This window comes from Desulfovibrio sp. OH1186_COT-070, from assembly GCF_003860215.1.
Classification (GTDB): domain Bacteria; phylum Desulfobacterota; class Desulfovibrionia; order Desulfovibrionales; family Desulfovibrionaceae; genus Desulfovibrio.
Genome location: NZ_RQYH01000007.1, coordinates 117,075 through 129,010, shown reverse-complemented (window position 1 = coordinate 129,010; position 11,936 = coordinate 117,075). Strand labels below are relative to the sequence as shown.

11 protein-coding genes are annotated in these 11,936 nt (G+C 61.9%); 4 read left to right on the top strand and 7 right to left on the bottom strand.

Annotation, left to right across the window (positions count from 1 at the left end):
* Nucleotides 1-356 precede the first annotated feature (356 nt).
* The 3 genes from EII23_RS04330 to EII23_RS04320 form a co-directional block, all read right to left on the bottom strand.
* Complete coding sequence (locus EII23_RS04330) at nt 357-920, bottom strand: hypothetical protein (RefSeq protein WP_124792155.1); 564 nt, start codon at nt 918-920, stop codon at nt 357-359.
* 89 nt (nt 921-1,009) lie between these two features.
* Nucleotides 1,010-2,215: a sulfite exporter TauE/SafE family protein gene (locus EII23_RS04325; protein ID WP_124792154.1), complete on the bottom strand. Its 1,206-nt coding sequence runs from the start codon at nt 2,213-2,215 to the stop codon at nt 1,010-1,012.
* A 22-nt stretch (nt 2,216-2,237) separates the two neighbouring features.
* Nucleotides 2,238-3,047, bottom strand: a complete 810-nt coding sequence (locus tag EII23_RS04320) for a DUF169 domain-containing protein (protein WP_124792153.1) — start codon at nt 3,045-3,047, stop codon at nt 2,238-2,240.
* A gap of 175 nt (nt 3,048-3,222) precedes the next feature.
* Between EII23_RS04320 and EII23_RS04315 the strand changes: the two genes are divergently transcribed.
* Nucleotides 3,223-3,537 (top strand): molecular chaperone DnaJ, encoded by a 315-nt coding sequence (locus EII23_RS04315; RefSeq protein ID WP_260424590.1) that lies wholly within the window; start codon nt 3,223-3,225, stop codon nt 3,535-3,537.
* A gap of 39 nt (nt 3,538-3,576) precedes the next feature.
* On the opposite strand, the gene EII23_RS04310 is transcribed toward EII23_RS04315, so the two are convergent.
* The 4 genes from EII23_RS04310 to EII23_RS04295 all read right to left on the bottom strand — a co-directional run bounded on the left by EII23_RS04310 (nt 3,577) and on the right by EII23_RS04295 (nt 7,661).
* Complete coding sequence (locus EII23_RS04310) at nt 3,577-4,716, bottom strand: hypothetical protein (protein WP_260424589.1); 1,140 nt, start codon at nt 4,714-4,716, stop codon at nt 3,577-3,579.
* A 94-nt stretch (nt 4,717-4,810) separates the two neighbouring features.
* Nucleotides 4,811-5,542 (bottom strand): hypothetical protein, encoded by a 732-nt coding sequence (locus tag EII23_RS04305; protein WP_124792152.1) that lies wholly within the window; start codon nt 5,540-5,542, stop codon nt 4,811-4,813.
* Nucleotide 5,543: 1 nt separating this feature from the next.
* Nucleotides 5,544-6,806: a sulfite exporter TauE/SafE family protein gene (locus EII23_RS04300; protein ID WP_124792151.1), complete on the bottom strand. Its 1,263-nt coding sequence runs from the start codon at nt 6,804-6,806 to the stop codon at nt 5,544-5,546.
* Between the two features lie 171 nt (nt 6,807-6,977).
* A complete protein-coding gene (locus tag EII23_RS04295) occupies nt 6,978-7,661 on the bottom strand; it encodes a response regulator transcription factor (RefSeq protein WP_260424588.1) in 684 nt (227 codons plus the stop codon).
* A gap of 39 nt (nt 7,662-7,700) precedes the next feature.
* Here EII23_RS04295 and EII23_RS04290 point away from each other — a divergent pair, with 39 nt between their 5' ends.
* Genes EII23_RS04290 through EII23_RS04280 form a run of 3 tightly spaced genes read left to right on the top strand, consistent with a single transcriptional unit; the run spans nt 7,701 to nt 11,864 of the window.
* A complete protein-coding gene (locus EII23_RS04290; RefSeq protein WP_185702290.1) occupies nt 7,701-8,798 on the top strand; it encodes a hypothetical protein in 1,098 nt (365 codons plus the stop codon).
* Nucleotides 8,799-8,834: 36 nt separating this feature from the next.
* Complete coding sequence (locus tag EII23_RS04285; protein WP_124792148.1) at nt 8,835-9,212, top strand: response regulator; 378 nt, start codon at nt 8,835-8,837, stop codon at nt 9,210-9,212.
* A gap of 6 nt (nt 9,213-9,218) precedes the next feature.
* A complete protein-coding gene (locus tag EII23_RS04280; RefSeq protein ID WP_124792147.1) occupies nt 9,219-11,864 on the top strand; it encodes a PEP/pyruvate-binding domain-containing protein in 2,646 nt (881 codons plus the stop codon).
* The last annotated feature ends 72 nt before the right edge of the window (nt 11,865-11,936 follow it).

The following is an 11,936-nucleotide window of genomic DNA, read 5'->3' as shown; positions in this document are numbered from 1 at the left end:
ATCCCGCTCACAAGGCCCGCGCCGCCTCCTCAAGGCAGAGCCAAAACCCACACCATATGGCTGCTACGAAAAGTGCGAAAATTTCTGGACACTACCGAACGCGTTCTTGATCCGCCGTGTCCAGCACGGCCAGAAAGTCGCAAAGGCGCACCTTGCCCAGCGCCCGTATTTGGTCCAGGGCAATTTGCCCCTGAAGGGCATTGACGGTAACAGTGGGGCGGAAGGGGTAGGGGCGTTATGTCAACCCGCCTGCGCGTCAGTCGGGCAGCACGGCACTGCTTTGCGTCTTTCATTTCGGGGACAGGGCCGCATCTCTGGGCCACGGGGCTTTCTGCAGCACAGCGTCAACCCAAAAGCTACAACCTGCGCGCCGGGCCCCGCTTTTCACGGGCGCGGCGCTTGATGTCCTCAATTCGGGCAAACAGGGGCAGGTGCTTCTTGCAGCGGGCAAAGGCAATGCGCGCTGCGATGTAGGTGGTGAGCAGCACAAAAACATAGCCCGCCTGCAAACTGGTGCCGGGGATGGTGTACACGGCGATGCCCTCAAAGCGCAGGGCCATCCAGGCCAGGGCGAAGGGCAGGGGCCAGAGTCCGGCCATGCCCACGGCAGCCTGGGCAAAAAAGCTGCGCCCAAAGTCTTCATGGGCCAGCGTGTTGGCGGCGAGGTAGGCCTCCTTGTTGCCGGCGTGCAGCGCGTCCACCGAGAGGTTGTGGTAGCGCAGGACTCCGTCCTGCATTTCCAGAAGGCGGCGGCGTTGCAGAAAAAAAAGCCCGGCTGAGGTCAGCTCTCCGAGCAGGAGGCAGAGGCAGGAGAGCAGGCCGGAGCCCAGCCAGAGGCCGATGTGCGGCGAGTCCGGCCAGCGGAAAGGGGCGATGAGGACGGCGTCAAGCCAGTCCGGAACCAGGGCTGCGAAATCCATGTCATCTTGGGCCGGGGGCCGCGTACGGCCCCCGGTATGTGTGTTCCGTGGCTGTTTGCGCGTCTGTGCGGCAGGCGCGCATTCCCGCTTTACCAGAGCCGCATGCCAAAGAAGCCGCGCAGCACGTAGTTGATGCCCACGATGAAGGCCACCAGAACAAAGAGGCGCTTCAGCCAGATATCGGGCAGATACTTGGCCGTGATGGGGCCGACCCACGAACCGACGACAATGCCCGCCAGTTCCAGGCCGATCAGCGGCCAGTACACCGGCGTGCCGCCGAACATGAAGGTGCTGATGGATGTCACCATGCCCACCAGAACGGCAAAGGCCGATGTGCCCGCCGCCAGATACATGGGCAGCTGGGCGATGCTGGTCAGCAGGGGCACCAGCAAGAATCCGCCGCCCACGCCTAGAAAGGAGGCTACCGACGCGACAACGAAGCCGCCCACCACCGGCATGACAGGGTTGAAAGAAAATTCCACCCCGCAAAACGTGAAGACCACACGCTTGAGGCTGACGCTGACAATGGCAACGCGCGTTCCCGTGTTTTCGCCATGCCCCTTGGCGGCCTCCTCAAAGGCCTTGGCCGCGGCGGCGGCCTTTTTTCTCTTGGCTCTGGCGGCTGCTGAGGTTTCGTACAGCAGGTAGCAGCCGAGAGCGAGAACAAACACGCCGAAGTAGCCCACATAGTCCCTGAAGGAAATCTTGCCCTGGCTCAGAATGGGCGTGAGGATGGAGCCTACCAGCGAACCTGCGCCCAGAGCGATGCCGAGAGGCAGCACAATGCGTCCCAGCGTCCAGTATTTGAAGGAGGAAATCAGGGACGACGTACCCACCAGCCACTGGTTGGACACCCGGATGGAGTCGGTGATCAGCTTGTTCATGGGCGTGCCCTTGCCGAAGGAAGAGGCGTACTCGCCGAGGCCGAACACGCTGATGTGTCCCACCGAAGCCATGACGCCGCCAAAAGCGCCCACGCTGGAAAAGATCCAGCCCACCCAGATGGCCCAGCAAAAAGCCAGCACCATATTCACGTTGGGCGCGCCGGGGATGCCCAGAAAGCCCGTGGCCTTGCTTTCGTCAATCTTGCCGTCGGCCTTGGCGGAGGCAATGGCGGCCTTGAGGCGGTCAGGCGTGGCCGGGGCTGCCTGCGGAGCGGCCGGAGCGGCGGTCTGCACGTTTTCACCGGCCGGAGCCTGGGAGGCTTTGGCCGGCAGGGAAACCAGAAGGCTGCACGCCAGAATCAGGGCCGGAATGAGGGTCGCAATGCATTTGCCGATACGAAAAAGATGCATGATGTCTCCTGAATGATGGTTGTCAGCAGTTGTCACAGGCCGCACAGGCCGGACTTTCACCCTTTTTGAAAATGATCAGCGGGCAGTTCTTGCACACATCGCCGCCGGGGAAGTAGTCGCCGGGACGGGTTATGGAACTGGAACCGCTTTTTTCAATGCGCTGCAAGAGGCGTTTCACCACTGCTTCCAGTTGGTCGCCGGGAATAAAAACATAGGTTTCGCCGCGTTCGGTCTTGCCCGCATTGTACGATCCGGAACAGGGCGGGGAGTGGTTGAAGGTCTTCTGCTGCCAGCAGAAGACAGACCCGCCGCAGGCCGAGGAACTCATGGTGATCTGGGGGCGCAGGGGATGGGTGTCTGTGGCGGCCATGTAATCTACCGCCAGATGGTAGGCTTGGATGCTGTCACAGTAAAAGTGGATCACATGCGGCTGCATGACGGCTTCCCCCAGGGGGCCGGTGGCCACGGCTTTCACGCTGTGCATGGGCAAACAGGGTTTGGAGCGCAGAAAACGTTCGGCCTGCGCCTCATCCACACAGTATTTGACCTGGGTTTTTATTTCCCTTTCATCAATTTCACGCCAGCCGAAGCTGACCTGGGCATTGGTACAGGCCAGGGTGTCCACCGTGCCCAGAACGGTTTTGCCCTGCATGCGCGAAGCCACCTCCCACTGGCAGAAGGTCAGCGGCTTGGCGGGCAGCACATGCGGCGTGCAGCTCCTGAATTTTTCCACATCCTCGTCCGTGAACAGCCAGGTCACAGCCACAGGATGGTGGTACAGGCGCAGTTGCTCCATCAGAATGGTTTCCATTTCACGAAAGGTCAAAGACATGTTTTCCCTCCCGAAGGCAGGTTGTGAAGCCGTTCGCTAGCGGCAAGTTACCCTACTGCAAAGCATTCCGGAAATCCAGCGTTCAGAGTCCAAAAACTGTGCTACCGCCCCTGTTTTTTGCCGATTGACCAGCTTTTGGCCTGTAGTGTATTGGAGTGCTCCGCGGAAGGATGCCATGCCCGCCGTCTTCCGCGCCGTTTTGCGGCGGCAGGGCCGTGACGGCTTGGAGCGGGACGATTTTGAGGAGGAAAACACCATGCAGACATGCAGCAAATGCGACGGCACAGGCAGGATTTCCTGTGGAGCGTGCCTGAACGGCAACCGCAAGATTCTCTGCCCCGATTGCAGCGGCAGGGGCGTGCTCGCCACCCCGGAAGGTCAGGCCGCCTGTGGCCGGTGCCGGGGCACGGGGCGCACAACGCCCATGAGTTGCCCGTACTGCGGCAACAGCCTGCCCTGTCCCGCGTGCAAGGGCAGCGGCGCAGTATAGCCGCCACGCAGAACGCCGGGCCAGCCCAGCGGCTTGCAATCACTGTGTCGCGGTTCCGTTTTCGTCTTCGGTATTTTCGTCTTCCAGGCGCAGCACGTCCTGGCCCAGGGCATAGTGCATGAGGCGAGGGCGTTCTGCGGAAATTTTCAGGGAATTGATCAGCCGCGCCATGCGCCGCGCGCCTTCCAGCACACCGCCCAGATGTCCGGCAATGCCCCTGAGGTCGGCATGGTTCAGGCTTACGCACAGGTCGTGGGCCAGAGCATGTTCCGCAGAACCGGCCGGAAGCCGGGACGCCAACTTCTTGCCCAAGCTCTTGGCCCGCCAGAGAACTTCGTCCAGTTCTTCCAGAACTTCGGCGCAGTATTCGGCCTGATTGCGCATGACGTTGAGCCTGTTGTTGCCGTAGTGTGCCATGGCTCCGGCGGCCTTTTCCAGCGTGTCGCGGGCCAGCGCCACCCGGCGCCCCACAGTCAGGGAAACGATGCGGGCAAATTTGGCCAGAAAACGCTGGTTGTAGGAATCAAAGCCGTGCTCCCGCCGGGTGTAGAGCTGAACAAGCCCGAAGGCCGGGCGGTTGCCGCGTTCGCGCAACACAAAGGCCAGCCGTGAGCGGTAGCCTTCCTTGTAAGCCGCGCAGTCCAGAGAATCGCCGCCGCGTTCCAGCGCCTGAAGGTTGTTGGAAACCACATGGCGAACCTGTCCTCCGATGACGGCGTTCATGACCGGATGCTGGCAAAGCCCTTCCTCCAGCCAGGGAGCCATGATGGGGAGAGAATCGCCATTGATGCACTCTGCGGCGCGGATAACCCATTCGCTCCGCGCGTTGCGCAAACGGCAGACATGCATTTCGGCATGCAGCGCATGCACAAGAATGCGGGCGCTCTGGCGCAGCACATCGTCGGGCGGGGCCATGTGGTCGGCGATGGCCAGAAGCTCATGCGAAACCCGCAGCAGAATCTCCGTGTCCTGTCGGGATGAAGCCACAGAGGCCAGAAGGTGCAGCAGATCCTGCCAGTTCTTGAGCGGGCTTCTGTGTATTTCGGCCCGGTATCCGGCGTCGAGGCTGCGTTTGGCCGCGGGCATGAGGCCAAGAATGGCGGCGCGCATTTCGGGCGGGCTTTCCGCGAGCAGAAACAACAGCTCTTTTTTGACGAAATGCGCTGAAGGATGAAGCACGGGCAGAAACCTGTTGCCGGGGAAGGCTCGCGCCCTCCCCGGATGCAATTTCGCTGTGCGGGCTTGGCACAGCGCCTGTGGAAAATGCAGGAGGCTAGCTTTCCTGCTTGGAGGCGGACTTGGTCATGGCCAGGCCCACGCCTTCAAACAGTTCAAAGATGGCAAAACCGTACCAGAGGGTATAGAGCACATAAAAAATCAGCATGCCGCTCATGAGCCAGACATGGTCCGTGACCCTGGCGGCGGGCACACTGTAGAAGTTGTTGCCCGGCTCCACGGCGCGGCGGATGACCTGATCCACCACCTGAGCTTCGCTGATGAGGCCCTGCTTCTGGAGTTCCTTGATGGCAGGGGAGAGCAGGTGCCACCAGGCGGCAGCGGCCTTCAGGGGGGGCTCTCCCCCGTATTTCTGGCTCACAGGTTCAGCCCGGTTGTGGTAGAGATTGTCGGCATCGTCCGTGGCCGAAGCCAGAATACCGCCAAGATTGCCCGTGAAGCTGAGCTTTCCGCCGTCAGCGGCCACATCGGTCACGCCTGCCGTGCGCAGAAGGGTCAGGGCCAGAGGGGCAAGGTCGGCTTTTTTCATGGTCACGGTCAGGCGCACTTCCTTTCCTTCCACGCTCCTGACCTGCTCACGCACGCCGGGGATGAAGTAGGAAGATCCCTTGGAAAGCTCGTTGAAAATATTGTCGGCATATTGCAGCCCGGTGAGGCGTCTGCCTTCGCTGTCGCCAAAAAGGGGCGTGAGCAGAAGGGCAAAGAGCGCCAGAAAGGAAGCCATCAGCAGGCAGCCGCGGACAAAGGGAATTTTTTCACGGATAAGCATTTTACGCCTCCCCTCTCAACTTGCCCACATTGGCGATGAATTTGCTGCATACCCAGAAGCCGAAAAAAGCCACCACAGCCCAAAACACGACATTGCCCACACTTTCGATGATCCCCACCACCTGCGGCGACCAGGCAACCACCTCCATTTCCACCAGTTTTTTGGGCAGGGTGGCGGCACGGTTGATGAAACCCGCAATGATGGAGATGGCGTAGAAGCCGCGAATGTGGATGCCCTTGACAACCTTGGTGGTCAGCGCGCCGATCTGGATGCCCAGCAGGGAGCCCAGCAGCATGCCGATGGCCAGGGTATAGAACACGTAGCCGTAAATGGCGTATTGCCCGATGGCCGCAAAACCGGCGGTGAAGATGATCTGCAGAATGTCCGTTCCCACTGTGGTCATGGAAGACACGCCGAAGATGTACACAAACATGGGAAAGGTCACAAAACCTCCACCCACGCCCATGATAGCGGCCAGAAGCCCCACCACCACGCCGCCAGCGGCCACGATCCAGCCGGAGATGCGCCGCCCGCCGGGCACCAGGTCTTCGTCAAACGTGATCATGGGCGGCACACTGATGCGCTGCATCTTCACGGAAAGCCCGGTCATGCCGGACGTGCCGCCGTGAGCGTCCTGACTGGCCGCCGCGCTGCCCCGGCTGGCCCGCAAAAAGTCAAACAAGGCGTAAAATCCGAGAAATCCCAGCAACACAGCGTAGATGCTGCTGATAAACAGTTCCGAAAGCAGGGGGTCGGCATTGTACAGGCCCTTGTTGATGGCCCCCCCGATGACCGTGCCCAGCACCGATCCCGCCAGAAAGGCCACAGCCAGCCTGGCCGAAACATTGCCCAGCTTCTTGTGGACGGTGGTGCCCATGATGGCCTTGGCAAAAATATGAAAGAGGTCCGTGCCCACGGCCAGAATGCCCTTCACCCCCACAGCCATGAGGGCGGGGGTGATGATGAATCCCCCCCCCGCCCCGATACAGCCCGTGATCAGCCCTGCGGCCAGCCCCACGGCAATGGAGGCCAGAAAAATGGTGGTGGTATAGAAGGCCGGTGCATAGGCTGTTTTTCCGCCCAGCATTTCGTGCGCTTCATAGGCCTCGGCCAGGCAGCCGGCCAGCACAGGTACGGCCAGGGCCAGAAGCAGCAGCAATTTTTTGCGGTTTCTCAAAATTGAGGTGGAAACTTCCAGATCCCAGCGGGCATAGGCTTGAGAGCCCTGGAGCAAAAAATCGTACACTCGTCTGCCAAAAGACATATGTCCTCTCCGTCTTTGGTGGTGACTGCCAAAACCGCTCCGGACAAAAATTGTCCGGAATACGGAGCAGTCTATGACGCAGGGCAGGACAAAACCATCAGGAGGCTCCTGATTCGGCAGAAAAATATGGGGAGTATTCCTATTGGCGGGCCGCCGGAGCGGAAGTAGCCTTCATATCTGCAACAGGCCGTACCGGATGGCAATCTTGACCAGTTCGCCCACGGATCCGGCCTTGAGCTTGGTGAGGATGTTGTACTTGTGGCTTTCTACTGTCTTGGGGCTGATATAGAGATGCTGGGCAATGCTCTTGACGCTTTTGCCGTCGGCCAGAAGGCGGAAGATTTCTTTTTCGCGCGGGGAAAGCACGCCGATGTCCGGCGCGCCGTCCCTGCGGGCTGCCAGGCGGGCACGCAGCATGGCGCTCAGGCAGCCGCCGGGATCAGGGCAGGTCAGAAAAATTTCTCCCCGGCGCAGGCTTTCGATGGCCTTGAGCAGCACTCCGGGCGATTCGGATTTGCGCACATGCCCCATGATGCCCAGTTCAACAAGTTCGGGCAGAAAGCGTTGGTCCTCGTGCCCGGTATAGACGAGAATGCGCGTCTCGGGCAGGATCTGCAATACGGCCCGGCTGGCCTCCACCCCGTTCATGCCGGGCATGCCGAGATCCATGATGATGATATGCGGCACAAGGGAGGCTGCCAGAGACACGGCTTCGCTGCCGTTCTGGGCCATGCCCGCCACACGCAGATGGGCATACGGGGCCAGAAGGCTGCGCACGCCTTCCATGAGCAGTTTGTGATCGTCTGCCAGAAGGATGCGGCAGACGGGTTGTGCGGCGTCCGGGTCGGGCTGCACTCTTCCCTCCCTTGCAAAAGAATCAACGGCGGGTGACCATTGTCGGCTTCCGGATATTTTTTTGTCAAGCCCTGGCGTTTGTTGCGCGCAGCCTTTGCCCGTGCCGAAACGGAAAAAAAGCCGCCGTCCCTTCCCTGTGGGGAGTTCAGGCATTTTCTCGCGGCCTGGAGGGAATTTCAGACCGTGCTGAACGGGGGCGCGGCAAAAGATTGCCTGCCTGCTGCCCTGGCCTGCGTGGACGCCCTGGCCCCTCTGGATGCCACGCCGTGCCGGATATTGCGGGAAAGGCTGGCTGCCTGGCATTCTGCAGGAGGGTGTGAGGGCAGGGAGCCTCTGGCGCGCACATTCTTGCCGGAAGCGGTGGAAGGCGGGGCCGAGCAGTGCATTACCCCCCATGATGTGGCCGCCTTCTGCCATGAGCGGGCTGTGGGCCACATGCTGGGCAAGGCTGCGGAGCAGGCCGGGGGCAGACAACTCCGGGACGGAGTGCCCAAGCAGTTCTGGGCGGTGAATCTGGCCGATGCCTTTGATGCTGACACGCCGGGGCGCAGTATTGATGTGGGCGACATTCTGTCACGCCCCATGCAGGCACTGTGGCAGGGCATGAACGTCCTGCCCTGGCAGGGGCCTCCCGCGCTCAACGGCAGGGGCTTTCTGTCTGTACTTTTTGAGGCCACGGCCAACCCCCAGTTGGACCCGGCCTCGGAACGGGCGCTTTTTTTTGAAAAAAACCATTTTTTTCTTTCGCGCGAATACTGCCACATGCACTCGCGTTTCGGCTTCCATACCGTGAATGTGGAGGCGCGCCTGGGGGCGCTGCCCCAGGAAAATCATCTTTTGTTCCAGTTGCGTGGCGGGGCGGCCAATCTGGAACGCCGCATGCTGCGGACGCGCCTTGTCGCCGACGTGCTTGCGCCTTTCGGTTTCACGGCCGAATTGAATCACGATGCCGTCTGCGCCCGGCGGGGCAATGTGGACATTGAAGAAGGCGAGCGTCTTGCGGCGGTCATGGGTTATGTGGCCATTCATACCCGCCAGTTGGACATGATCATGCAGGATGCACCCCAGGTGGCGGCCAGGCGTGCGGCCATGCTGGAACACTGCCGTGCCTTGTACGCGGGGCAGGCACTGTTCTGAACGCGCATATCCTGAAAAACCGGCAGGAGGACAAGTATGCAGGTTCTCTTTGTGGACGATGAAATCGAATTTTTGCAGATAATGGAAAAACGCATGGCCCGCCGGGGCATCACGGTCAGTTCCGCGCCCGACGGGGAGAGTGCCCTGCGCCTGCTGGACGCCGCTCTGGCAGAGGGGCGGCTTTTCGATGTGGTGGTGCTGGATGTGCGCATGCCGGGAACCAGCGGTCTGGAGGTGCTGGCGCAGATAAAATCCCGTGCGCCCTCCCTGCCCGTTATCCTGCTGACAGGGCATGCGAGCATGGAGGTGGCCATGCAGGGGCTGGACATGGGAGCCCATGATTACATGCTCAAGCCTGTGGGCATCAACGAACTGATCATCAAGATGAACGAAGCTGTCCGGACGGGCATTTGAGGCGACATGAGCTTGCGGGAGCGTTTGCGTCGCCTGTTCGGCCGGGAAGAAACCCTCCCTGACGCCGGAGAAGAGGCCCGTGAAGAGGCGGTCAAGGCGGTCGTGCGCCGCCGCTGCGAAAGCTTCCGGCGCTTGCTCTCCGCCAACAAGGGTGCTCTGGAGGCCATGAGCGATATGGAGGATCTGCTGCGCGGCACGCGGCCCTTTGGCATGGGGCAGGTGCGCTCGGCGGCTACCCGTGCCACGGCGGCGGTGTACCAGATGGTGCGCGAGTTGCGGGCCCTTTCGCGTGATGCCTGGCCGGAACTGCCCGTTGCCCTGACGCGGATCACGGGGCAGATGGAGGCCCTGCTCAATCACTCCGGGGAAACCGTGCAGGGGCCTCTGGTCATTCCCCTGGGAGATGTGCGCATGGCCCATGCGCCTCTTGTGGGCGGCAAGATGGCGAGCCTGGGCGAAGTGGCGGCGCATGCGGGCCTGAACGTGCCCGACGGTTTTGCCGTCACGGTGGCGGCCTACGAACGTTTTATGAACCACAACGATTTGCGGGCCGAACTGGAGCGCCGTATCCAGGCGGCGGATACGGACAACCTGGACGAGGTCTTCCGCCTCAGTTCCGCCTTGCAGCAGTGCGTGTTGTCGGCCCCTTTGCCGCCGGATCTGGAGGAGGCCATTGTCACGGCTGTGGACGCCATGCAGGCCCGCGCCGGAGAAGGGCTTTTGCTGGCCCTGCGCAGCAGCGCCGTGGGGGAGGACGCGCAGGGCATTTCCTTTGCCGGGCAGTTCCGTTCCGAGCTTCAGGTGCCGCCCGAAGAAGCCTGCCGGGTCTGGAAGGAGATCGTGGCGGGCAAATATGCCCTGACGGCCATGACGTACCGCCTGCAGCGCGGCATCCCCGACCATGCAATGCCCATGGGGGTGGGGGTGCTAGCCATGGTGCGGGCAAAGGCCGGCGGCGTGGCCTACAGCCGTGACCCTGTGGCAGGAGCCCGCGGCGGTGGGCATGTGGTCATCAACGCCGTGCACGGGCTGCCCGGCGGTGTGGTGGATGGGGGGCAGACGCCCCATGTTTGGCTGTGCAGTCGCGAAAATCCGCCGCGCGTGCTGGAGGTTAGCCCGGCTGACGGCCCGCCGCCGCTGGACGGGGAGCAGGCCGGGCATCTGGCCCGCGTGGCACTGGCCCTTGAAGAATACTACAACGAGCCGCAGGATGTGGAATGGGCGCTGGAGGCTGACGGGCGCATTGTTATCCTGCAAAGCAGGCCGTTGCCGATGCCCTGCTCCGGCGGAGGGGCGGTCGGTGCCCATGCCGCCGCCAATCCCGCTGAAGATACTGTTGCGGACACTGCCGCCAGTTCTGCCTCCAGTTCTGTCGCAGACACGCGGCCCGTACTGGCCCGGGGCGGCATGCCTGTTTCGCCCGGTCTGGCCGAAGGCCAGGCCTTTGTGGCTCGCAAGGAGGCCGACATGCTGGCCTTTCCCGAAGGCGGCATTCTGGTGGTGGAGCAGGCTTGGCCGCGCTGGGCACCTGTGCTTGGGCGGGCGGCAGGCCTTGTGAGTGAAAACGGCGGCATGGCCGGTCATCTGGCCTCGGTAGCGCGGGAATACGGGCTGCCTGCCATTTTCAGCCTGCCCCATGCCTGCCGTTTGCTGGACGGGGCCGGGTTGATCACCCTGGATGCCGATGGGGCGCGCATTCTGGCAGGCGGGCGTTCGGGAGCGAACCCCGCGCCTCCGGCACCGCGCCCCTGCCTCATGGCAGGAAGTCCCGTTTTTCTGTGCCTGCAGGAGGTGGCCCGCCTGGTAACCCCCTTGCACCTGCTGCGCCCCGATGCACCGGAATTTGCCCCGGAACACTGCCGCAGTCTGCACGATATCACCCGTTTCTGTCACGAAAAGGCCGTGGCCCTGATGTTCAGGGATGAAGGCGATGTCAGCGGGCGCATGGGCAAGCAACTCAGGGCCGGTGCCTGCCTGCGATATTGGGTGGTGGATATGGGCGGCGGATTTTCCGGGAACGTGGTCGGGCCGGTGGTGGATCTGGAAAAAATCGCCAGCCGTCCCATGCTGGCCTTTTGGGAAGGGCTTGTGGCTGTGCCCTGGGCCGGTCCGCCGGAGGCCAATGTCCGGGGTCTGATGAGCGCGATTTTTGAAAGCGCCATGAATCCGGAGTTGGAAAGCACGGCGGCCAACAGCATGGCCGAGCGCAATATTTTCATTATTGATGCGGAGTATATGCTCCTGCAAGCCCGGTACGGCTATCACTTCTGCACTGTGGAATGCCTGGCTCACGGCAGGGATCACGAAAATTTTGTCAGCTTCCAGTTCAAGGGCGGGGCCGCCGACATGCAGCGGCGCTGCATACGGGTGGATCTGTTGACCGAACTGCTGGAAGAACAGGGGTTCCGCGCCGAAGCCCGTCAGGACGCGCTCTTTGCCGTGGCCGAAGGCCAGGACAGGGAGAAAACTTTGCAAAAAACAGCCCTGCTGGGTTATGTGCTGCTGCACAGCCGCCAGACAGACATTCTCATGGGGGACAAGGGCCGCGTCGAGGCCCTGCGCCGACAGTGGCAGGCGGACATGACCGCCCTGACGGAACGCTGGCCCCGTGTATGGCGCAAAAGGTGCTGCGCAAACCGTTTGGACTGCTGATCCCTTTCGGAAGTTCTTCGCTCTTTCGCAAAGGAAGCGTGCGCCTGCCGCGCATCTGCCGGATCCGCTTTT